24 protein-coding genes are annotated in these 20,658 nt (G+C 67.3%); 18 read left to right on the top strand and 6 right to left on the bottom strand.

Annotation, left to right across the window (positions count from 1 at the left end):
* The first annotated feature begins 177 nt into the window (after positions 1-177).
* From ACNSN4_RS03520 to ACNSN4_RS03545, 6 genes are all read left to right on the top strand, one after another.
* Positions 178-1,467: an extracellular solute-binding protein gene (locus ACNSN4_RS03520; RefSeq protein ID WP_418284395.1), complete on the top strand. Its 1,290-nt coding sequence runs from the start codon at positions 178-180 to the stop codon at positions 1,465-1,467.
* Positions 1,468-1,489: 22 nt separating this feature from the next.
* Entirely contained in the window at positions 1,490-2,521 is a 1,032-nt protein-coding gene (locus ACNSN4_RS03525) for a carbohydrate ABC transporter permease (protein WP_418284396.1), read from the top strand.
* Entirely contained in the window at positions 2,518-3,582 is a 1,065-nt protein-coding gene (locus ACNSN4_RS03530; protein ID WP_418284397.1) for a sugar ABC transporter permease, read from the top strand. Before ACNSN4_RS03525 ends, ACNSN4_RS03530 begins: the two co-directional genes overlap by 4 nt.
* A 156-nt stretch (positions 3,583-3,738) precedes the next feature.
* Positions 3,739-4,338: a helix-turn-helix transcriptional regulator gene (locus tag ACNSN4_RS03535; RefSeq protein ID WP_418284398.1), complete on the top strand. Its 600-nt coding sequence runs from the start codon at positions 3,739-3,741 to the stop codon at positions 4,336-4,338.
* A gap of 354 nt (positions 4,339-4,692) precedes the next feature.
* Positions 4,693-5,052, top strand: a complete 360-nt coding sequence (locus ACNSN4_RS03540; protein WP_418284399.1) for an SHOCT domain-containing protein — start codon at positions 4,693-4,695, stop codon at positions 5,050-5,052.
* Positions 5,049-6,506, top strand: coding sequence for a multicopper oxidase family protein (locus ACNSN4_RS03545; protein WP_418284400.1), 1,458 nt, complete (start codon positions 5,049-5,051; stop codon positions 6,504-6,506). Before ACNSN4_RS03540 ends, ACNSN4_RS03545 begins: the two co-directional genes overlap by 4 nt.
* A gap of 18 nt (positions 6,507-6,524) precedes the next feature.
* Here the strand turns inward: ACNSN4_RS03545 and ACNSN4_RS03550 are convergent, their stop codons facing one another.
* Positions 6,525-7,556 (bottom strand): glutathione S-transferase family protein, encoded by a 1,032-nt coding sequence (locus ACNSN4_RS03550; RefSeq protein WP_418284401.1) that lies wholly within the window; start codon positions 7,554-7,556, stop codon positions 6,525-6,527.
* A gap of 277 nt (positions 7,557-7,833) precedes the next feature.
* On the opposite strand from ACNSN4_RS03550, the gene ACNSN4_RS03555 reads away from it, so the two are divergent.
* The gene (locus ACNSN4_RS03555) at positions 7,834-8,664 is read left to right on the top strand and encodes a DUF7388 family protein (RefSeq protein ID WP_418284402.1); all 831 of its coding nucleotides are present in this window, start codon (positions 7,834-7,836) and stop codon (positions 8,662-8,664) included.
* A gap of 43 nt (positions 8,665-8,707) precedes the next feature.
* Positions 8,708-9,946 (top strand): NAD(P)/FAD-dependent oxidoreductase, encoded by a 1,239-nt coding sequence (locus ACNSN4_RS03560; protein ID WP_418284403.1) that lies wholly within the window; start codon positions 8,708-8,710, stop codon positions 9,944-9,946.
* Positions 9,947-9,981: 35 nt separating this feature from the next.
* Here the strand turns inward: ACNSN4_RS03560 and ACNSN4_RS03565 are convergent, their stop codons facing one another.
* The 3 genes from ACNSN4_RS03565 to ACNSN4_RS03575 form a co-directional block, all read right to left on the bottom strand.
* Positions 9,982-10,407, bottom strand: coding sequence for an Hsp20/alpha crystallin family protein (locus tag ACNSN4_RS03565; protein WP_418284404.1), 426 nt, complete (start codon positions 10,405-10,407; stop codon positions 9,982-9,984).
* A gap of 3 nt (positions 10,408-10,410) precedes the next feature.
* The gene (locus tag ACNSN4_RS03570; RefSeq protein ID WP_418284405.1) at positions 10,411-10,566 is read right to left on the bottom strand and encodes a DUF7559 family protein; all 156 of its coding nucleotides are present in this window, start codon (positions 10,564-10,566) and stop codon (positions 10,411-10,413) included.
* Between the two features lie 85 nt (positions 10,567-10,651).
* Positions 10,652-11,101 carry a hypothetical protein gene (locus tag ACNSN4_RS03575; protein WP_418284406.1) on the bottom strand — a complete coding sequence of 150 codons (450 nt, stop codon included), beginning with the start codon at positions 11,099-11,101 and terminating at the stop codon, positions 10,652-10,654.
* A 94-nt stretch (positions 11,102-11,195) separates the two neighbouring features.
* On the opposite strand from ACNSN4_RS03575, the gene ACNSN4_RS03580 reads away from it, so the two are divergent.
* A complete protein-coding gene (locus ACNSN4_RS03580; RefSeq protein ID WP_418284407.1) occupies positions 11,196-13,073 on the top strand; it encodes a radical SAM protein in 1,878 nt (625 codons plus the stop codon).
* A gap of 4 nt (positions 13,074-13,077) precedes the next feature.
* Complete coding sequence (locus tag ACNSN4_RS03585; RefSeq protein ID WP_418284408.1) at positions 13,078-14,010, top strand: MBL fold metallo-hydrolase; 933 nt, start codon at positions 13,078-13,080, stop codon at positions 14,008-14,010.
* Here ACNSN4_RS03585 and ACNSN4_RS03590 read toward each other — a convergent pair whose 3' ends face one another.
* Positions 14,011-14,631 carry an HAD family hydrolase gene (locus ACNSN4_RS03590; RefSeq protein WP_418284409.1) on the bottom strand — a complete coding sequence of 207 codons (621 nt, stop codon included), beginning with the start codon at positions 14,629-14,631 and terminating at the stop codon, positions 14,011-14,013.
* A gap of 125 nt (positions 14,632-14,756) precedes the next feature.
* Complete coding sequence (locus ACNSN4_RS03595; protein ID WP_418284410.1) at positions 14,757-15,239, bottom strand: DUF7321 family protein; 483 nt, start codon at positions 15,237-15,239, stop codon at positions 14,757-14,759.
* 148 nt (positions 15,240-15,387) lie between these two features.
* Between ACNSN4_RS03595 and ACNSN4_RS03600 the strand changes: the two genes are divergently transcribed.
* The 8 genes from ACNSN4_RS03600 to ACNSN4_RS03635 all read left to right on the top strand — a co-directional run bounded on the left by ACNSN4_RS03600 (position 15,388) and on the right by ACNSN4_RS03635 (position 20,654).
* Positions 15,388-16,218: a DUF2304 domain-containing protein gene (locus tag ACNSN4_RS03600; protein WP_418284411.1), complete on the top strand. Its 831-nt coding sequence runs from the start codon at positions 15,388-15,390 to the stop codon at positions 16,216-16,218.
* Between the two features lie 95 nt (positions 16,219-16,313).
* Positions 16,314-16,955 (top strand): halocyanin domain-containing protein, encoded by a 642-nt coding sequence (locus tag ACNSN4_RS03605; RefSeq protein WP_418284412.1) that lies wholly within the window; start codon positions 16,314-16,316, stop codon positions 16,953-16,955.
* Positions 16,952-17,341: a DUF7318 family protein gene (locus tag ACNSN4_RS03610; RefSeq protein WP_418284413.1), complete on the top strand. Its 390-nt coding sequence runs from the start codon at positions 16,952-16,954 to the stop codon at positions 17,339-17,341. The genes ACNSN4_RS03605 and ACNSN4_RS03610 overlap by 4 nt, the downstream gene beginning before the upstream one ends.
* Before the next feature lie 7 nt (positions 17,342-17,348).
* Positions 17,349-18,158, top strand: a complete 810-nt coding sequence (locus tag ACNSN4_RS03615) for a cytochrome b (protein ID WP_418284414.1) — start codon at positions 17,349-17,351, stop codon at positions 18,156-18,158.
* A 4-nt stretch (positions 18,159-18,162) separates the two neighbouring features.
* Positions 18,163-18,951: a cytochrome b family protein gene (locus ACNSN4_RS03620; RefSeq protein WP_418284415.1), complete on the top strand. Its 789-nt coding sequence runs from the start codon at positions 18,163-18,165 to the stop codon at positions 18,949-18,951.
* A gap of 78 nt (positions 18,952-19,029) precedes the next feature.
* Positions 19,030-19,461 (top strand): DUF7315 family membrane protein, encoded by a 432-nt coding sequence (locus ACNSN4_RS03625; RefSeq protein ID WP_418284416.1) that lies wholly within the window; start codon positions 19,030-19,032, stop codon positions 19,459-19,461.
* A 4-nt stretch (positions 19,462-19,465) separates the two neighbouring features.
* Positions 19,466-19,744 (top strand): DUF7314 family protein, encoded by a 279-nt coding sequence (locus tag ACNSN4_RS03630; protein WP_418284417.1) that lies wholly within the window; start codon positions 19,466-19,468, stop codon positions 19,742-19,744.
* A gap of 133 nt (positions 19,745-19,877) precedes the next feature.
* Entirely contained in the window at positions 19,878-20,654 is a 777-nt protein-coding gene (locus ACNSN4_RS03635; protein WP_418284418.1) for an NAD(+)/NADH kinase, read from the top strand.
* The last annotated feature ends 4 nt before the right edge of the window (positions 20,655-20,658 follow it).

The following is a 20,658-nucleotide window of genomic DNA, read 5'->3' on the forward strand; positions in this document are numbered from 1 at the left end:
GTTGTCGCACTTCGTTCGCCGGGGGTAATAATCCTTCCTCATTTTTACAAACTGTGACGAAATATCTTTTCGCACATATCTCGTTACCACTCGTATACTATTCTATATATAATGAACACTGATGCACATCCCAAATACTAAATGTGTGAACACGTAATTCATCAATTGTTACCGAATATGAATGAGAAACGCCGGACGCTACTCAAGACGATCGGAGGATCGACCGCTATCGCGACGCTCGCGGGCTGTGTGACCACTGACGACAGCGACGACGGTTCGAGCGGCGACGGTTCGGGCGACGACGGTTCGGGCGACGACGGTTCGAGCCAGCCCACCGACGGGGCCGGCGAGGCGACCCTCTGGGTCGACCTCCTCGACGCGGAAGACGAGGACGTCGACGGGTACATCGCCGACTTCGAGGAGGAGACGGGACACGTCATCAACAAGGAGGCGCCCGGCGGCGAGCTGGACGAACAGCTTGACACGTCGATTCCGGCCGGTGACGGTCCGGACTCGTGGATATGGGCGCACGACTGGGTCGGCCGATTCGCGGTCCGCGAACAGCCTCCGTTCCTGTACGACGCGGCCGACGATCTCGATGTCGACCTCGACGTGTACACCGGTGCCGCCCAAGAGGCCGTCCAGTTCGACGGCGGCGTGTACGGGCTCCCGTTCGCCTCCGAGACGGTCACCCTGTTTTATAACGAGGACATGGTCGACGAGCCGCCGGAAACGTTCGACGAGATGGTCGAGATCATGGAGGAGTTCCACGACCCGGCCGCGGGCGAGTACGGGCTCTCGTACCCCGTGACGGACCCGTACTTCACCAGCGGGTTCCTCCAGGCGTACGGCGGCGACCTCTATGACGAGGCGAACCTCGAGGTCGGCGTCGACAGCGACGAGGTGAAACAGGGACTCGGAGCGCTCGAGACGCTGTTCGATTACGTCCCGTCCGACCCGTCATACGAGTCGCAGATCGTCGTGTTCGCCGACGGGCTCGCGCCGTTCGCGATCAACGGCCCGTGGGAGCTCGGCAACCTCAACGAGGAGGTCGACAACCTCGGCGTCACGACCCTGCCGACGGTCGACGGGAACAACCCGCGCACCTACTCGGGGATCCAGATGTTCTACTTCAGTTCGATGCTCGCCGATGCCGACCAAGAGCGCATCGACGCGATAACCGACTTCGCCGAGTGGCACACCACGAGCGAGGAGGTCGCACGGAACAACGCCGATCGACACGGGTACATCCCGGTGCTCGAATCGGTCGTCGAGGACAGCGATCTGTCCGACGACGTGCAGGCGTTCGCACAGCAGGTCGACCACGGGGTTCCGATGCCGACCCACCCCGACATGGACAGCGTGTGGGTGCCGGTCGAGGAGGCCCTGAGTCGCGTGTTCAACGGCGACCAAGACGGCGACGCGGCCCTCGATCAGGCCGCGGAAGAGATCCGCGAACAGCTGTAAAGGCGGATCCAATCCAACCATTATGGCTTCTTCAACAGGGACCGGAAAGACCCCGTTTGCACGGGTCGGTGAGTGGGTACCGTTCTCCAGACGTGACTGGGGCCTGCTCCTCGTTATCCCGGGGATCGTGTTGTTCTCCAGCTTCATGCTGTATCCGATCTTCTATCTCTTCTATATCTCGCTCACCGACGCGACCTTCGCCGGGTCGGTCATCGGCGGCGGCGCGGAGCTGATCGGGTTCGACAACTACGTCCAGCTCCTGAGCGACTCGCAGTTCTGGACCTCGATGTCCGTCACGTGGCTGTTCGTGGCCGTCTCCCTCGTCATCAAGGTGTTCGTCGCCGTGGGGATCGCGCTGCTACTGAATCACGCGCGAGTCGCCGGGAAGCGGTACATGCGCGCCATCGCCATCGTGCCGCTCGGCTTCCCGGCGATCTTCACGATCACCATCTGGCGCGGTATGTTCAGCGACGCCCGATTCGGCGTGTTTAACGTGCTTCTCGGACGGTACAACGAGTTCGTCCAGTGGGTCGCGAGCGGGGTCGACACCCTCGTGTTCTTCACCGCCGTCTCGGTGCCACAGGCGCTGCTCGTCGACGTCCCGGTCGGTTTCCTCAGCGGTCGATGGGAGGCCTTCTTCGCGTACGTCACCACCGAAGTGTGGCTCGCGTACCCGTTCATGGTGATCATCATCGTAAGCGCACTCCAAGACGTTCCGCGCGAGCTTCACGAGGCCGCGATGGTCGACGGCGCGGGGTATCTACACCGGTTCGTGAACGTGACGCTACCGGCCATCCGTCGGCCGGTGCTGTTCGCGTCGATCCTCACCGCTGCGACCTCGTTCCAACAGTTCCTGATCCCATGGGTGTTCAACCAAGGCGGTCCGTCGAGACAGAACGAGCTGATCATCGTGTACGGCTACCGCGAGGCGATAAGCTTCAATGAGTTCGGGCTCTCGGCGGCGATCCTGATCGTGGCGATCGCCTTCATCGGGGCGTTCATGTACTTCGCCGTGAAGTACGGCCGCCTCGCAGAGGGGGTGGATGACTCGTGAGCGCGCTCCGTTCCGCGGTCGACACGGTCCGCGGCAAGCTCGTGCACCTCGCGACCGCTCCCAAGCGGTTCGTCGTCATGGTCCGACGCGCGGTATACGACGTCCGGACGGGCAAACGCTCCGTCTGGGACGTCACGAAGAGCGTTCTGATGACGCTGTTCGGCGCGGCGATGCTACTCGTGTTGCTGTTCCCGCTGTACTGGATCACCGCGGCGTCGCTCGCCGAGGGGACTCGGCTGTTCAACACGGCCGGAATCTTCCCGGATCCGGCGACGTACAACCTCGAAGCGTATCGCTGGGTGATCTTCGAGTCGGACTTCTTCTTCGTCGACGGCGACTGGGGGTACCCGCAGCTCGTTATCGGCGGCGGCGGACTGATCCCGCTCGGGGTCGGCTGGGGGGGAACCGAGACCGGTCCGGGGGCGCTGTTTAACAGCCTCTACCTCGTGTCCGTCACGCTGGCGGCCGGATTCTTCATGGTCGTTCCGGCCGCGTACGCGTTCTCGCGACGGAGCTTCCTCGGCCGTAAGCGCATCCTCTACGGCTACGTGCTGTTCACGCAGATCGGCGCGGGGCTCTCGATCGCGACGCTCGTCGCCCTGTACTCGCTGTTCAGCTCGTACGGTCTGACGAACAACCTGTTCATCCTCGGGCTGTTCTACGCCGCGGGAGCGATCCCGTTCAACACCTGGCTGTTGAAGACGTACATGGACAACATCCCCGTCTCCTACGAGGAGGCGGCGATGGTCGACGGCGCGAGCTTCCTGCAGACGATCCGGGAGATCATCATCCCGCTGACGAAGCCGGGGCTCGCCGTCATCCTGATCTTCATCTGGCTCGCCGGGTGGAACGAGTTCATCATCGCGCAGACGCTGCTCTCGCCGGAGAACTATCCGCTCTCCGTCGAGCTGTACAACCTCGCGACCGAGGGTCGGTTCCAGACGCCGTGGACGCGGTTCGCGGCGTTCGCGAACCTGTTCGCGCTGCCGGTCGCGATCGTTTACTTCGCGGCCCAGCGCTCGGTCGAAAGCGGACTCTCCTTCGGCGGGATGGAAGGGTGACGCCCTTCTCGATCCGAGCGTAGCGTTCTCGTTTTCTCTCTGTTCCGGTCGTTTCGTCGGGCCCGGCGCCGTGCCGGTCTCGTGGAGCAGCGGGCACTCGTTCGGCCGTCGTTCAAAACCCGACCCTTCTTTTCACTCCGGCACGCCGGTTGCGGTATGAATCGGCGGCAGGCAGACCGGATCGTCGGTGCGATCGTCGGAGCCGTACTGCTGGTCGGCCTCGTCAGTACCGGGCAGTTGTTCGTCTCCGACGATCCGATGATGGGAGACGTGGGGTCCGTCCCCGCGATTCACGTGCTGGGTCCGCTGCTGGTGAGCCTTCTCGTCGCCGCGAGCATCGCCGCTGCCTACGCGCTCGTTAGGGATGACGTGTTCCGGGCAGCTGACGCCGAGACGGCAACGCCTGCAGCGTCCACGACGTCCGAGACCGACGGACCGGGCTCGCCGTCGGGTGTCGTCGCGACCGATGTCGATTCCGCAACGACCACGTCAGACGGGTCGGATACGACGGTCACGATCACGCGAGCGGAGCGCCGCGTACTCGACTTGCTTCCCGAAGACGAGCGGCGGATCTTGGGACCGGTGATCGAGTCGCCCGGGATCACGCAGACCGCGGTCGCCGACCGCGCGGACTACTCTCGCAGCAAAGTGAGTCAGACGGTCACCGATCTCGAAGAGCGCGGCCTGCTCTACCGAGAACGGCAGGGACGCACGTATCGGGTGTATCCCGCGGATGACTTCGGCGACCGGCGCTGATCGGGGTCGCCCCACCGTCTCGACGGGACCGCAACCGACAAATCCCCTGACGGCACAGGCGTGGCTCCCGAGCCGTCCGCGCGGGCCACGGATGAACGGTCGTGAGTCTCATACCGATTCAAACACGAGTATAAACGTTCTCGAACGATCTCAGAGATGAATTCACACCCGTATGCTTACCGCAGTCGGGTGCATACCGTAGAGTGTAGCCATGATAATACAAGACCGCGTTGTCCGAGCCGGACACTCGGCAACCGACGAAACCGACCGTGACAGCGAGAGTAGACTTCGGCGAGCCGCTATCGGCCTGAACCGACCGGCCACGACGGAGGCGCGAGTCGGAGGTGTTCGTGCATGACCGACCGCACCCGTACAACCACGATCCTCCTGATCGTCCTCGGGCTTCTCGCGCTCCCGTTCCTTCTGGGTCCGATGACCGGACTGTTCGGCTGGGGCCACATGGGCACGACGACCGGTAGCTGGGGACACATGTCCGGCACCGGCTGGGGGTTCGGCTGGCTGTTCGCGCTCGCGGTGCCGCTGATCCTCGTCGCCGTCGTCGGCTACCTCGTCATTGCCGCGCTGGACGACAACGGGACCGATGAGTCCGAGGACGAGGCGCTCGCGGAGCTTCGGGCCGCCTACGCCCGGGGCGAGATCGACGACGAGGAGTTCGAGAACCGCCGCTGGCGACTTCGACAGGGTGAGGAATGAGCCGGGTTCCAGACGAGAATCGATTCTCTGACGGGCCTCGGCTCCCGCGTCGCGCGCTGCTCCGGTCGGGAGCCCTCGCCGTGACCGGCGTCGCCGGTGCGGGCTGTCTCGCGACGTCTACCGACGGCGACACCGACGCGACGGACGCGGACGACTTCCCCGAGCCGACGTACGGGGACCCCGACCGCGAGTACCGGCTCACCGCGACGGTCGGTGAGATCGACGTCGGCGGCGGTCAAACGGTCGAGACGTGGCTGTACAACGGCCGGTATCCCGGTCCCGAGATTCGGGCGGTCGAGGGCGATCGCGTTCGCGTGACCGTCGAGAACGGCCTTCCGGAGTCGACGTCAGTCCACTGGCACGGGATGGCGCTCGACGGCGAGAACGCGATGGACGGCGTTCCGGGTGTGACCCAGCCGCCGATCGAGCCGGACGAGGAGTTCGTCTACGAGTTCGACGTCGGGCCAATCGGCACCCACTGGTATCACAGCCACTCCGGGCTGCAGCTCGACCGCGGACTGCTCGGCCCGCTCGTCGTCGAAGAGGCCGAGCCGCACGTCGCGTTCGACCGCGAACACACGGTCGTGATCGACGATCACCTCGCGGGTGAGCCGCACGTCACGCAATCGGGCGGCCCCGGGCACATGGGTGGCGGATTCGCCGACGGACCCGCCTCTGACGGGACGCTTCTCGACGGACGACTCCCGGCCGATCCGGTCGTCCTCGACGCCGAGCCGGGCGAGCGCGTCAGGCTCCGATTCATCAACGCGGCCGGATCGACCACGTACCGCGTCTCCGTCGCGGAGCGCTCGATGCAGGTCACGCACACGGACGGCCCGGCGGTCGAGCCGGTCGTAGTTGACGCGGTGGACATCGGTATGGGGGAGCGCTACGACTGTATTGTCGAGATCACAGCGGAAGGCCCGTTCGCCGTTCGGGCGCAGCCGCTCGACGGTTCGACACCGGCCGGTCGAGCGCTCCTCGGCCACCCGTCGCCGGACGGAGAGCCGGTCGACGGGGGATCCTCAGACGGCACGGCGGGATCGCGCGCGCTCCGTCTGTCCGACCTCCGGTCGGTGACGCCCCAGCCCGGGCTCGACGGGTCACCCGACCGCACCGTCGACCTCACGCTGAGTGCCGGAACGGACGCCGACGGCGACCCGGCGTGGACGATCAACGGGCAATCGTTTCCCGACGCGGACCCGCTTCCGATTCAAGAGGGAGAGCACGTTCGAGTCCGGATCACGAACCGAAGTCCGGTGCGACACCCGATGCACCTCCACGGTCACCACTTCACCGTTGGAGACGCCGTGAAGGACACGGTGACCGTTCCCGGTCACATGGGTCGGCGCACGCTGGACCTGGTCGCTGACAACCCCGGACGCTGGGTGTTCCACTGTCACCACCTGTATCACATGGAAACCGGGATGATACGGGTGCTCACGTACGATTAGCGGGACTCGTACAGAAACCTACTCCGCGGCGTTCGGCGTCGGAGCGGCCCCTTCGAGCCGGTCGCGGTCGTGCGGCGCGTCCCAGTCCAAGTCCGGACCCCGCGCGATGATCCCCGTCGGCGTCACGTCCGGATGCGTCGTGTAATAGTGCTCCTTGATGTGGTCCATGTTCACGGTCTCGGCGACCCCCGGCGTCTGGTACAGGTCGCGCAGGTACGGCCAGAGGTGCTCGTACTGGTGGATGAACTTCCGGTTACACATGAAGTGCGTGTGGTACACCTGATCGAATCGCACGAGCGTGGTGAACAGGCAGATATCCGCCTCGGTGAGCGAGTCGCCGACCAGGTAGCGCCGCTCCGCGAGGCGGTCGTTCCAGTGATCGAGTGCGCCGAACAGCTCCTCGATCGCGTCGTCGTAGGCCGCCTGCGACGTCGCGAATCCGGCGCGGTAGACGCCGTTGTTGACCGGCTCGTAGATCTCGGTGATGGCCTCGTCGACGTCGGCGACGCTGGCCTCGTCTTCGGGACCGGGCAGCAGCGAGACGTCGTTGCCCAGACCGTCGAAGGCGGTCGAGAGCGTTCGGAGGACCTCCCGGGACTCGTTGTTGACGATCGTCTCTTCTTCGGTGTCCCAGAGGACCGGAACGGTCACGCGGCAGGTCGCGTCCGGGTCGGCGGCGACGTACAGCTCGCGGAGGTACTCGCTGCCGTGGAGTTTGTCGGGCGTACAGCCCGCTTTCTCGGGAGTGAACTGCCAGCCCCCCTCGCCGCGGTACGGGTCCACGACCGAGACGCCGATCGCGTCCTCCAGTCCGAGCAGCGACCGCGCGAGCAGCGTGCGATGCGCCCACGGGCACGCGTACGAGACGTACAAATGATACCGTCCGGCCTCCGGTTGGAACCGATCGTCCGGCTCGGCGTCGACGTGGTCAGGTACGTCACTGCCGGCGATCCAGTTGCGAAAGGTCGTCTCGCCGCGCTGGAACGCGCCGTCCTCGTCGGTCGCCTCGTACGTGTCCGTTCGCCACTCGCCGTCGACAAGCTGGTTCATACGCACACGTGGGGAGCCAGCCGCATAACGTGGGTAGGGACGTGTGTGTCACCGGCCCGAGCGATGAGAGTTGTCACGGCTTGAGCGAGGGGAATATTGCCGCGTCGCGACGGGTTTATCAGTTCCACGACGTTACGCGTGATCAGTCATGGCCGCACAGGCGATGGATCGCGTTCCGCGATCGTGATGAGGTCTTCTCCGTGAGTAGTACAACCTGTCCCGTCGACGACCGACGCCGCATGAGCGAACGCTACCGTTCGGCCGAGGAGGGTGACCGATGCTGACCGGCCGCGAGGCGGTCGTCAGCGCTGGCCTCGACGCGGTCGCCCTGAAGCCCGCGGAGTGCGACGTCACCCGAGCCGGCGAGCTACCGGTCGACCGGGTGACGATCGACTACGAGGGCCGCGAACACCTCCCGGACGCAGACGCGCTCGACCGGGTGGCCGACGAGACGACGCTGTACGTCACGACGCCGGTCCGCGCGGACGGGTTCGACCCGCTGGGCGACGACTCGCTGCTCAATCGGCTTCCGGACGGCGCCCGCCGAGTGCTCGTCGCGGGTCACGGCGCGTACCTCACGGACGAGGAGTCGTCGCGAGCGGTCGCACCTCGGATCGGGGCCGCACGGCGCGACGCGCCGGACGCGTGGGTCGGTACCGAGGGCGTCGAGCGCGTGGCGTTGGCCGCCGGTGGAACCCAGTTCGAGCTGCTTTCCCGGTCGACGGTCCGCGACGTGCGGGCGCTTCGGGCGGCCGGATTCGAAGGCGAGGTCGCCGTGTACGCGCCGACCGTTCTCACCGACGACGAGGACGCCGTCCTCGACGCGGTCGGTGCCTACGTCTCTCGGCGCCGTCCGGTCGCCCGCGCGCTGCCGGGAGAGCCCAGATCCGACGGCGGCACCGGTAACGGTGCCGACGCCGGTGGTACGCCGCCGACCGACTCTGCAGCAACGGGTCGGACGCGAGAGGTGTTGTCCGCGGCCGCGCGCGACTTCGCGCTGGTCGGGTCGCCGGAGACGGTCCGCGAGCGCGTCGACGACCTCCGCGAGGCCGGGGTCGACCACGTGGTCGGCTACCCGGCGCGCGGCATCGACGAGTTCCTCTCGTAGCGACCCCCGCGGTTTTTAACACGACGCACCGCGACGAGTCGGCATGAACCGAGACGCGTCGCCGGACGGAGATCAGCGCACCGAGCGCGGGACCCCGGCGGTCGCCGTCGTCGGCGGCGGGGCGGTCGGAGTCACCGCCGCGGCCGACTTGGCCGCCCGCGGCGCGGACGTCACGCTGTACGACCGCGGGGAACTCGCCAGCGGCAGTTCCGGCCGAGCCGCGGGCGTGCTGTACGACGCGTACGCGGAGGACGTCGACGCCGCGCTCGCCGCGCGCGCCATGGATCGCTTTCGCGCGCTCGACCGGTCGCTTCCGGGGTTCTCGTTCACGCCGTGTCCCTACGTCATCGCGGTCCGCGAGGGGGACCCGGACGCGGACGCAATCCCGACGATGGTGGACCGGATGCGCGCCCACGGCCGGGAGGTGTCGGTCGTCGACCCGACGGCTCTCGGCGAGCGGTACCCGCTCCGCACCGACGACCTCGCGGCCGCCGCGGTGGCCGACGGGGGCGGCTGGTGTGACCCCGCGAGCTACGTCGCCGCGATGGGAGAGCGCGCGCGGCGGGCAGGGGTCCGGATCGAGACGGGCGCTCGGGTGGGGTTCGAGGACGACGGACTCGTCCGAGGGGACGGCACGCCTCTCGCGGGGTTCGACGCCGTGGTCGTCGCCGTCGGCGCTCACACCGCCGAGTTCTTCGACGACGCGGGAGTCGACCTCCCGGTCGTCCCCTACCGCGTGCAGGCGCTCACGAGCCGGGTCGCTTACGACGGACCGATGGTGTACGACGCGACCGCGGGGGCCTATTTCAGGCCGCATCCGACCGGCCTGCTCGCTGGCGACGGCACCGAGCCGGTTCCGGCGGATCCGGACGGGTACGACCGCGCTGGCGACGACTGGTTCGTCGACTCCGTCTCGGAGACGCTGCGTCACCGCGTCGGCCACGACCCGGACACGGACCGGGCGTGGGCCGGGCTCTGCACGGCGACTCCGGACGGCGATCCGCTGGTCGGCCCGGTCGACGGCCTCGACGCTGGCGGCGTGTTCGTCGCCGCGGGCTGGCAGGGACACGGGTTCATGCGCGCACCGGCGATCGGCGAACACCTCGCGGAGGGGGTGCTGGCGTCGCTCGACGCGAGCGGTACGGCCACCGGTGCACGGACGCGAGCGTCACACGCGCAGCCCGCACCGTGGATCGACGCGTTCGATCCCGACCGCTTCGACGGCGACGAGGAGTTCGAGATCGTGGAGGGGATGACGGTCGAGCGGCGCGCGGGTGAGTAAGCAAAGACGGCGGCTGTCAGGCGTCTTCGCGAGTTTCAGTCGTCCGATTCACCTTCCTCGACGACCTCGACGTCGCTCGCGTCGTCTTCCTTCGGGATCTCGACCTGTAGCGTTCCGTTTCGGGTCAGCGTCGCGTTCGCGCCCTGCGGCGTCACGTTCGCGTCCGCGGGGAGTTCCGCGCTGCCGGACAGCGAAACGCCGCGGCCGGGGAACCGCATCTCGTAGCCGTCGTAGAAGTCGCGGAAACGGTCGAGTTCCACCTCGACAGTGCGGTCGAGGAAGGTCACGTTGAGGTCCTCGCCGCGGACGCCGGGAGCGTCGAAGACGACGAGGTAGGCGTCGTCGCTCTCGAGGAGGTCGTACGAGAGCGGGCGGCGCTCCTGCATCTTGCTCCAGCCGCGACCGACTCGTTCGAGGGCCTGCCGGAACACCGACCGGCCCGTTTCGAGCAGTCTGGTCACGGGCTACACCTCGATTTCGGCGAGGTCGTTCCCGCCGCAGTACGGACACGACAGGTCTCCGACCGCGTGGTCGTCGGGCACGTCGTAGGTGTAGTGGTTCTCGAACATGTCGAGCTCGCAGTCGTCGGCCTCGCACTTGACCTCCATCGTCGATGGCATATGCGATACCGTTGTGTCGGCGAGGGCTTAAACGGCGTGGCGGCGGCGGTCCGATCGAGCGGGCGCGTCGACTCCGCGAGGCCGGTCAGATCCCGGATCCGCGGAGCCGCTCCGGAACGACCGCGCGCTCGGCGACCGAGACGACTGCGGTACCGAGCGCGGCGCCGGCGAGGAAGCCGGGACCATACGGGAGATACGGGACCTCGAATGCGAGAGCGACCCCCACCGCGACGAGGATGGCGAGGACCGCGGCGCCGAAGGCGACGTACGTCAGCGTCTCCAGCCGATCCGGCGAGAGGCGGTCGCGGGCGAGCCACGCGATCGGCCCGAGGGCGATTGCGGTCGCCGCGGCCCAGCCGGCGGCGAGTCCCCACGGCCGGGGGTCGGTACCGAGGAACTCCCCCGCGGCGAGCGCGGAGACCGCGGCGAACGAGACGTAGTTTCCGACTCGCTGCCAGCGAGAGGACTCGTCGGCTGGGGATGGGGACTCGTCGGCTAGGGATGGGTCCGGGTCCGGAGGGGCTTCGGAGGGCATATCGGCCGGTTCCGCGAGAGCCCTTATAAGCGATCCGGGGAATCCCAGACGTTCCGCACGCTTTTCCCGTCTCGGCCGACTACGGTGGCGTAACATGACCGATTCGTCCGCGTCGGGTCGCGGCTCGCTGCCGCCGGACCCGGCCGATCTCTCCGTCACCATCGTCGACGGGTACGTCGACGAGCCGGCGCACTTCGGCGTGCCGCCGTACGTCTCGACGTATCCGCGGTACACGGCCGGCGCGCTCGTCGACGCGGGCGTCCCCGAAGCACAGATCACCTACCACACCATCGACGAGCTTCGCGACGACCGGAGCAAACACGCAGACGTCGCGAACGCCGATCTCATGGTGTACGTCGGCGGGATGACCGTCCCCGGCAAGTACGTCGGCGGCACCCCGGCGGAGCCGGACGAGGTCCGCGAACTGGGGTGGACCGCCGACGGCGTCACCCTGCTCGGTGGCCCGGTGCGGTTCGGCGTCGGCGAGGAGAACGCGGGCGCACAGGAGACCGAACGCGACGACCTCGACTACGACTTCGTCGCCATGGGCGACGTCGAGGCCGCCGCCTACGACCTCGTGGGCGAGGGGTTAGAGGGGTTCGGCAACCGGATGCGCGAGAACGCCGAAATCGACCGCTGGGCCGCGAAGGGGGCGTTCGTCGTCGAACAGCACCCGAACCACCCCGACTACCTCATCTGCGAGATGGAGACCTCTCGCGGCTGTGCGTACCGCTGTTCCTTCTGTACGGAGCCGCTGTACGGGAGTCCGGCGTTCCGCGAGGCCCGATCCGTCGTCGACGAGGTCGACGCGCTCTCGAACCGCGGCGTCAAGCACTTCCGACTCGGTCGGCAGGCCGACATCCTCGCGTTCGGCGGCGACGGCGAGGCCCCAAATCCGGACGCACTGCGCGAGCTGTACACCGGAATCCGCGAGGTCGCGCCCGGTCTCAAAACGCTACACCTCGACAACATGAACCCGGTGACGATCACGGACTACCCCGAGGCGTCCCGCGAGGCGATCCGGGTCATCGCCGAGCACAACACGCCCGGCGACACCGCGGCGTTCGGCCTCGAATCGGCCGATCCCGTCGTGCAGGAGCAGAACAACCTGCTCGTCACCGCCGAGGAGTGCCTGGAGGCCGTCCGGGTCGTCAACGAGGAGGGCGGCTGGCGTCCGGGCGACACGCCGGAGGCGACGCCGGGCGGCGACGACCGCCTCCGCGGCCCGTCGACCGGTCCGGACGCGAGTCCGCGGCTTCCGAAGCTGCTCCCCGGTATCAACCTCGTGCACGGGCTCGCGGGCGAGCGCCCGGAGACGTACGAGCACAACAAGGCGTTCCTCCAGTCCGTCTACGACGAAGGGCTCATGCTCCGCCGCATCAACGTCCGGCAGGTGATGGCGTTCGCGGGGACCGAGATGGCCGAGACGGGCGCGGACATCGCGAAGGAACACAAAGACCAGTTCCAGGCGTACAAACGGGAGGTCCGCGAGACCATCGACAACCCCATGCTCAAACGGGTCGTCCCGCCGGGGACGGTCCTGCCGGACGTGCACCTGGAGTACCACCAGGACGGGAAGACGTTCGGTCGGCAGCTCGGCACGTACGCCCTCCTCGTCGCGGTTCCCGGCGAGCGCGAGCTCGGGACCGCCATCGACGTGGCGATCACCGACCACGGCTACCGGTCGGTCACCGGGGTACCGTATCCGCTCGACGTCAACGCCGCGTCGATGGACGAGCTGACCGCGATCCCCGGGATAAATCGGAGCACGGCGGGCGACGTCGTCGTCGGGCGCCCGTACGCCTCCCTCGACGAGGTCGACGCGGGCGTCGTGGACCTCTCGCGGTTCGCCGTGGTCGACGACGTCGACGTGCCGATCCCCGGCCGCGAGCGCCCCGGGTCCGGCCCCGGTTCGGAGGCGCGGTCGAGGCTCGATAGCCGGGACGCGTCCTCACTCGGTCGCGGCGACTGAACCCATGACCGGTTACGGCGATGGTCCCGGGATCGCTCGCATCGAGGTCCCCGTCGATACCCGCGCGCCCGGTGGAACGACCAACGCGTACGTCGTCGACGGGCTCCTCGTCGATCCCGCCGCGCGAACCGACGCGCTGGACGCGGCGGTCGGGGTCGGAGGCGCGGCGGTCGGGGTCGGGGACGCGGCGGTCGATGTCACAGACGCGGCAGCCGAGGTCGCAAACGCATTGGAACCCGCTGCCGAGGGCGTCGACGCCATCGCGGTCACACACACCCACCCGGACCACGTCGGCGCGGTCGCCGAGTACGCCGACTTGATGGACGCCACGGTGTTCGCGCACGCGGCCCACGTCGACCGGTTCGTCGCGGCGGCGGGAGTCGAGCCGGACGGGGTCTTCGATGGCGGAGAGCGAGTGGGCGACACCGGGGTTCGCGCGGTCGCTACCCCCGGACACGCCGCCGACCACGTCGCCTTCGCGGTCGAAGAGCGCGGAGAAGTCAGGAGCGATGACCGCACGGGCTCTCAGGCGTTGCTTTGCGGCGATCTCGCGGTCGCCGAGGGAAGCGTCGTCGTGGGCGGTCCGGACGCCGATCTCCGGGCGTACCTCGACAGCCTCGAACGCGTTCGAGACGCCGGATACGAACGGCTTCTCCCCGGACACGGTCCGCCGATATCCGATCCGGCGGAGACCTGTCAGCGGCTGATCGGTCACCGGCTAGCTCGCGAGCGGACCGTCCTGGCCGCCGTCGAGGGGGGTGCAAGCGACGTGGACGCGGTCGTCGACGCCGCCTACGAGAAGGATCTCACCGGCGTCGAAGACCTCGCGCGGGCGACGGTCGTCGCACACCTGAAAAAGCTGCTCACGGAGGGACGAATCGGTCCGGTATGGACCGAGCGGATCGGGTCGACGCGGACCGAACGGACCGACGAGTGATCAGGGCTCGGCTTCGAGTTCGCTCGCTATCGCCGACAGCGGGGTCTCGGTCACGTCGACGAACCGGCCGCCGACGTCTTCGACCCCGCCGTCCGTCGCCGGGTCGTCACCCACGTGGACGAGCGTCGCGGGGGCGACGCCGAGCGCGTCGGCCGCGGCCTCGAACGCGTTCGGGTGGGGCTTCCGCCAGCCGCAGCCGACGCTCGTCGTGACGGCGTCGAACTCGCCGCGGAGCCCGGCGCGGATCAGCGTCTTCGAGACGAGTTCGGGGACCGCGCAGTTGGACAGTATCCCGACCGGGCCCTGATCGGCGACGTCTCGGACGGCCGTCAGCGCGCCGTCGCGTCGAGTAACGTCGGGGTCGAACGCCGCGACGACCGCGTGGCGCGCGACGTTGTCGGTGACCTCGACGCCGCGGGAGTCGAGCGCGTGCGCGACGTGCGCCGGGAGCGGCACTTCCGCGCCCGCCGGTGCGTCGACGTGTCGCTCGCCGTACGCGACGTGCCAGTCGTCCGGCACCGCGACGCCCCGGGACTCCAGTTCGCGCGCGACGACCTCTGCGGGGTCGGACGGGTACTCGACATCGACGAGCGTCCCGAACAGATCGAATGTGACTGCCACGATATCCCCACTACGGGCAAAACGGGATTGAAGTTGTCGGTCCCCCGACTGCGTCACGCACGCTCGGACACAGCACGCGATCCGACACGGTGACGCTCACACCACGTGGTCAGACACAGTGACGCTCACACTAGCGACGCCAGATGCAGCGTGTACAGCCGGTAAAGGCCAGTCAGCCACGCACAGATCCAGAGAACCATGAATCCCGCCACGCCGACCCGAAGGCGACTGCGCCAGTGGCCCATATCCTCGTGAATCTCGTCGATGTCGACGGTTGGGTCGTCGTACGCGTCGGCGTTTCGCTTCGCTTGGAGGATGCGGACGATCCCGGTCAGCGCGAACCCGAGAAGCGCGTACGCTTGGAGTCCGAGGAACGCGTGGAACACCGCCAACCCGGTCAGCTGTTCGAGGATGCGAGGGATCATCCACCCGACGATCGGCACCGTCGTGAGCGTCAGGCCGACGACGATGTATCGCAGGTGGTGCATCAACACGTTCCACGTGACCGTCTCGGCGTCGATCATGATCCACGCCCCGTAGAGGAGGAACGGGAGACTCGCCGTCACCGACAGCCCGGCCAACGTCGCGATAACCGACGGGTCAACCATCGATCGTCGCTATGGGCTCCGCCGCGTAAAACTCCCCGATCCGCCACACGCGGCGGCCGAACACGTTCGGCTGTGTCACGCCCGCGAAGGAACTGTGTCACGCCCGCGGACGAAAACAGTTAGCGTCCGGAGCCCGTACGGGGGACCAATGGAGGATACCTCGACGGGATCGGAGCCGGCCGAGCGCCCGGAGCCGCGACCGGACGAGCCGGAGACGGGGGGCGACGACGCAGTCGACGAGCCGGATTCGGCTGGCGCCGCCGCCGATCTCGACGAACTCCGCGAACGGGTCGAGGCGGAGTACGACTTCGACGACTTCGGTCCCGCCGACATGGCGCGGATGAGCCCCGAGGAGTGGGACGCCGCCTTCGACCCCGACTCGTGGATCACCGGCGACCGCCTGTTGGACCGCGCCGAGGCGGAGCTGAAGTCTCGGATCGCCCGTCGCGACGTGTTCGGCGTGCTCGAACGCGTCCGCGAGGACGGCGAAGAGCGGATCCTCGTCTACTCCGACGAGGGCTACGCCATCGTTCGCCCGACGGGCGAGATCGCGGGACAGGGGACGGTGCTGAGAGACATCGAGCCGATCGTCGCGCTCGCGGCGATGGAGTCGTACGACGTGCCGGAGCCGCCGGACGACTGGTCGCTCCCCCACCCGGACACGGTTCCGGAAGGGTCCGGCGAGTTCGGCAACCTGATGGTCCAGGTGATCGCCGCCATCCAGCTGCTCGCGGGAGCGGCGCTGATCGGCGCCACGATCTTCACCGATCTCGACACGGTCGTCGCGCCGGCGATGGGGATCGTGTTCGTGCTCATCGGCCTGTTTCTGTTCGTGATCGTCGCCAACGCGCGGCTCTCCGATCGGTTCCGATCCGAGGAGTACCGCAACCGGCTGCGCGCCCTTCGCGAGGCGAAGGAACGCCCCGACTTCGTGCCGGTCGAAGGGGGGGTCGTAAACGACGACGACCCGGACGAATAAACGGCCGATATCGGGACATACAGACCCTGTAAAGCCCTCCACGTCAACGGGTTCAGTCGGTGGGTTTAAGCACACACCGTCCTGAGTGAACCTGTATGAAAAGGCGGGAATTTGTGCGGACGGCCGGCGGTGCGTCCGCCGCGGTCGCGGCCTCGACCGCGGCCACCGGATCGGCCGCCGCGCAGGAAGAACAACCGGACTGGCCGAGCGGTGTCACCGGCGGAAACTTGGGCACCTACGAGGACGCTCGGGGCCAAGACGAGGTGACGGTCGCGGTCGGGGCTGGTTCCGACGGGTTGGCGTACGACGCGACGCAGCTGTGGGTCGATCCGGGAACGACCATCGTCTTCGAGTGGACGGGCGCGGGCGGCGCGCACAACGTCGTCACGGTCGACGGTCCGGCCGACCTGGACAGCGGTGACGCCGTCGACGAGGAAGGGCACACCTACGAGTACGAGGTGACCGAAGAGGACGCGGGGATCACCCACTACCACTGCGTGCCTCACGACGCGGTCGGGATGCACGCCGGCATCGCCGTCGGCGACGACATCGACACCGTCGAAGTCGGCGGGGCCTCGACCGGGTGGCCCGAGAACATCGCCTACGTCGGGATCCCCCTCCACGCTCACTGGGTCGGCATCGTCTCGATGCTCGGCATCGGACTCACCTTCGTGTTCACGTTCTACATGCTCAAATACGGTGAGTCCGCCCACACCGGACACGGGGGGAACCAATGAGTTCCGGCGGTTCCTCGTACGGTGATATTCATCGGTACGAACCCGCACGCGAGAGCACCGCCGCCGCGATTGCGATCGTGCTCCTCACGATCATCGAGGTCGTGTTCGTCGCGCTGTTCGTCTACGGGCTCATGTCCGCGTGGGCGTCGACGGAGTTCGGAAACATGTACACGGGTGCGCTGTTGGCGCTGATATTCGTCGATCTCGCCTTCATCCTCCTGTTATACCGCAAGGAGTTCCTCCCGGACGTGATGATAGTGAAGAAGCGTCGCCGGAAGTGGGAGGACCTGTACGTGCGTGAAGAAGACAAAGACGGCGTCGGCGTCGACACCGGCAACGCGGTGGAGACGATCAAGCGGGCCGTCTACCCGTACTACAAGAAGTGATCCGACAATGAGTCTCAAAAAACAAGACGAGATGGACCACAACGCGTGGCTCAAAACGCAGGATCTAACGGTTATCGAGACCGCGTTCCTCACCACGCTCATCTGGCTCGACAAGCGGCTGCGCATCGTCGACTACCTCGAACTGCTGGAGACGATGTACTACCGCGCGAACCTCCAGATGCCGAAGAGCCACACCGAACAGTACGACCTCGACAACAAGTTCTGGTACTGGTACCCCCTGTACTCGCTCGGTTCGCTCTCGATCATCGCCTACCTAGTTGCGGCGGTCTCCGGCGCGTTGCTCGGGTTCTACTACGCTCCGTCGACGGCAGGCGCCGTCGCACAGGGCGACCCGACGGCCGCGTACGACTCTCTCGTCGAGATCATGCAGGACGTCCAGTTCGGCTTTATGCTCCGCTCTATCCACCGCTGGTCCGCCCAGTTCATGGTGGCAGCGGTGTTCCTGCACATGCTGCGGGTGTACTTCACCGGGTCGTACAAGGAGCCGCGCGAGGTCAACTGGATCCTCGGGATCGTGCTCATCGGCCTGACACTGCTGTTCGGGTTCTCCGGCTACGTGCTCCCGTGGAAGCAGCTGTCCTTCTGGGCCGCACAGATCGGCGTCGAGATGGCGCTCGCGACGCCCCTCGTGGGCGAGTGGGCGGCACAGCTCCTGTTCGGCGGGTTCACGCTCGGACAGGCGACGCTCGTGAGAATGTACATCCTGCACGTCTTCGTGTTACCGTTCGTGGTCACGGGGCTCATCGCGCTCCACGTCGGTATCGTGTGGGTGCAGGGCATCGCGGAGCCGCACTAATCCAATGACCGACGACACTACTCCCATGACGGACGGCGGGACAGACGAACAAGCACGCACGGACGGCGGGCCGCCGGCGACGGTGCCGCCCGACGACGAGACGCCGGCGTGGTCAGAGCGCAAGGAGCGCTCGCAAGGGCTCGCACAGCTCACGTACCAGTACTTCGAGCGCTCGCGCCGCGAAGACGAGGACCTCCGGGCCGAGTCCACGTACGTCGAGCGCGACGTGCTCGGCTTCCCGACGTGGCCGCACGAGACCATCCGGAACCTCGCCATCACGAGCTTCTTCGTCGGGATGATCCTCTTGGTGTCAGCGATACTGCCCCCGCACTTCGGGGATCCCGCGAACCCCGGAACGACGCCAGCGATCATTCTGCCCGACTGGTACCTCTACTGGTCGTTCGGCCTGCTGAAGCTCGACCCCCTCAACCCGGACCTGGCCGTGCTCGGAGGCAACATCGTGATGTCCAACGAGCTGCTCGGCATCGTCGCGCACGGGATCGTGTTCGGCGTCATCACGCTCGTTCCCTTCCTCAACAAGGGGAGCGCGCGGAGACCGGTGGAGCAGCCGTTCTGGGCCGCGGTCGGCGTGACGGGCGTCATCCTGTCGTTCACGCTCGCGGCGCTCGCGATCCAGAACTTCTTCCCGCTGCAGCTGGAGCTCATCGTGACGCTCACGTTCATGCTCCCGGTGGTGGGGGGAATCCTCACCTACGCCGTGTTGAAAACGATGCGTGAGGGCTACATGTACGACCTGAACCGCCGGTACTACATGCTGCGGCCGCCGAAGTGAAGTAACGTCCCGCCACCGCATCCGATTCCGGACACAGTTTACCGCCCCGTCTCTCGCTCCTCCCCTCACACAGCTCCGATGTCATCTTCCACAGACCGCGACGACACACAGGCGTTCGACGAGACGGGCGACCCAGTCGCGAAAGACGACCCGGACGACCCCCGCAACGAGCCTACCGGTCCTCGCGTCGGTCCGGACGGCCGCGAGATCGTCGTCCCCTTCCGGCTGTACAAGGCGGTCACCGTGTTCTCCACGCTGGCCGCGGTCGTCGCCTACTTCGTCGGCTTCACGCTCATCGACGCCGCCACGCTGCAGATCAGCTTCGTTCGAACCGCGATCGTGTACGTGCTCAACAGCGTCGGTCTGTTCCCGTCAGACGACGTGTTGGTCGCGACGCTGGCGATCACGGGGATTGCTTGTATCGTCGCGGGGACCGCCGTGTACGTGTTGGGAACGCGGTTCCGCGGCCGCGGGATGGGAAAGTCTCAAGACGACGCCAGCGAAACGTAGGGTAATGGCAGACGAGTTCATGAAGGGGTTCGCCCTGTTCGCACTCGGTGGTCTCGGATGGATCACGTTCGCGGGCTGGTACCGAACGCCGACGTACTACGAAGTCTCTCAGCTGGTCAACCCACCCGAAGGCGTCGAAACCGTCTACCAAGAAGTGGGGCTGTTCGCGGGCGACGCGTTCTTCTGGCTGATGGTCCTCGGTGCGCTCACGTTCTGGGTGCTCGTCCCGGCGAGTCGCGAACTCCGGCGCGCGCTCGACGACGACGGTGAGGCCGCGAACTAAACCGCGAACGCGATTCCGTTCTGCCGGAAGTCCGACTCTTGTGGTCCCTGATCTTCGCTGCTATCGCGATCGGTCGTCGAGCGACGGCGCCGAACCGGGAGGTTTTCACGCGCGCCGGGCGCACCCCTCGGGTATGGGAGAGTCGATACGGCGCGTCGCCGTCGTCGGAGACGACGCCCGAGCGGCGACCCTCCGCGAGAGGGTCCGGACGACCGGCGGTCGGGTCGTCGACACCGCGGACGCGTCGACCGATGCCGACGCACTGCTCGCGGTGGGCACAAACGCGATCCACGATACGTTCGCGCACGTATCCGATACCCTCGTGATTCCGGTCGGTGACCGTCGATACGCGTTCGGGACTGACGACGCCGCGAAGGTGATCGGCGGACTGATCGACGCGGACGGGTCTGTCCCTGTCGACGAGATCGACGACGTTCGACGAGTGACCCACCCCGTACTCGGCGTCGACGCCGGAGCGGGGACGGTCTACCGGGCGGTCGCAGACGTCGCGCTCGTCGCCGAGAGGCCAGCACGGATCTCCGAGTTCGGGATCGGTGACCCCGGGCGACGCGAGGGGTCGTTCCGGGCGGACGGAGTCGTCGTCGCGACGCCGTTCGGGAGCGACGGGTACGCGAACGCGGCCGGAGGGCCGGTGGTCGAACCGGGCGGCGGGCTCGCCGTCGTCCCCGTCGCACCGTTCAGCACGCGGACGGGACCGCGGGTCGTCGACGGGCGGGTGACGCTCTCGGTCGAGCGCGACGAGGAACCGGTGTCGCTCGTCGTGGACGGCGCCGCCCGCGGGCCCGTCGAGCCGGATCGGTCGATACGGATCGAGACGGTCGCTCGGGTCGCCGCGCTCGCGCCAGCGTCGGCGACGAGGCCACGAGCGCGACGATCGGAAACACTCTAATAAC

It is taken from the genome of Halorubrum marinum (assembly GCF_048381195.1).
Lineage (GTDB): Archaea > Halobacteriota > Halobacteria > Halobacteriales > Haloferacaceae > Halorubrum.

Excerpts from the sequence above, each read along its gene's own strand:
- ACNSN4_RS03535 (WP_418284398.1), top strand. The coding sequence starts at position 3,739 with ATGAATCGGCGGCAGGCAGACCGGATCGTCGGTGCGATCGTCGGAGCC.
- ACNSN4_RS03550 (WP_418284401.1), bottom strand. The coding sequence starts at position 7,556 with ATGAACCAGCTTGTCGACGGCGAGTGGCGAACGGACACGTACGAGGCG.
- ACNSN4_RS03520 (WP_418284395.1), top strand. The coding sequence starts at position 178 with ATGAATGAGAAACGCCGGACGCTACTCAAGACGATCGGAGGATCGACC.
- ACNSN4_RS03630 (WP_418284417.1), top strand. The coding sequence starts at position 19,466 with ATGGCAGACGAGTTCATGAAGGGGTTCGCCCTGTTCGCACTCGGTGGT.
- ACNSN4_RS03540 (WP_418284399.1), top strand. The coding sequence starts at position 4,693 with ATGACCGACCGCACCCGTACAACCACGATCCTCCTGATCGTCCTCGGG.
- ACNSN4_RS03555 (WP_418284402.1), top strand. The coding sequence starts at position 7,834 with ATGCTGACCGGCCGCGAGGCGGTCGTCAGCGCTGGCCTCGACGCGGTC.
- ACNSN4_RS03525 (WP_418284396.1), top strand. The coding sequence starts at position 1,490 with ATGGCTTCTTCAACAGGGACCGGAAAGACCCCGTTTGCACGGGTCGGT.
- ACNSN4_RS03600 (WP_418284411.1), top strand. The coding sequence starts at position 15,388 with ATGGAGGATACCTCGACGGGATCGGAGCCGGCCGAGCGCCCGGAGCCG.
- ACNSN4_RS03595 (WP_418284410.1), bottom strand. The coding sequence starts at position 15,239 with ATGGTTGACCCGTCGGTTATCGCGACGTTGGCCGGGCTGTCGGTGACG.
- ACNSN4_RS03605 (WP_418284412.1), top strand. The coding sequence starts at position 16,314 with ATGAAAAGGCGGGAATTTGTGCGGACGGCCGGCGGTGCGTCCGCCGCG.
- ACNSN4_RS03585 (WP_418284408.1), top strand. The coding sequence starts at position 13,078 with ATGACCGGTTACGGCGATGGTCCCGGGATCGCTCGCATCGAGGTCCCC.
- ACNSN4_RS03570 (WP_418284405.1), bottom strand. The coding sequence starts at position 10,566 with ATGCCATCGACGATGGAGGTCAAGTGCGAGGCCGACGACTGCGAGCTC.
- ACNSN4_RS03620 (WP_418284415.1), top strand. The coding sequence starts at position 18,163 with ATGACCGACGACACTACTCCCATGACGGACGGCGGGACAGACGAACAA.
- ACNSN4_RS03580 (WP_418284407.1), top strand. The coding sequence starts at position 11,196 with ATGACCGATTCGTCCGCGTCGGGTCGCGGCTCGCTGCCGCCGGACCCG.
- ACNSN4_RS03575 (WP_418284406.1), bottom strand. The coding sequence starts at position 11,101 with ATGCCCTCCGAAGCCCCTCCGGACCCGGACCCATCCCTAGCCGACGAG.
- ACNSN4_RS03635 (WP_418284418.1), top strand. The coding sequence starts at position 19,878 with ATGGGAGAGTCGATACGGCGCGTCGCCGTCGTCGGAGACGACGCCCGA.
- ACNSN4_RS03615 (WP_418284414.1), top strand. The coding sequence starts at position 17,349 with ATGAGTCTCAAAAAACAAGACGAGATGGACCACAACGCGTGGCTCAAA.
- ACNSN4_RS03625 (WP_418284416.1), top strand. The coding sequence starts at position 19,030 with ATGTCATCTTCCACAGACCGCGACGACACACAGGCGTTCGACGAGACG.
- ACNSN4_RS03610 (WP_418284413.1), top strand. The coding sequence starts at position 16,952 with ATGAGTTCCGGCGGTTCCTCGTACGGTGATATTCATCGGTACGAACCC.
- ACNSN4_RS03560 (WP_418284403.1), top strand. The coding sequence starts at position 8,708 with ATGAACCGAGACGCGTCGCCGGACGGAGATCAGCGCACCGAGCGCGGG.
- ACNSN4_RS03545 (WP_418284400.1), top strand. The coding sequence starts at position 5,049 with ATGAGCCGGGTTCCAGACGAGAATCGATTCTCTGACGGGCCTCGGCTC.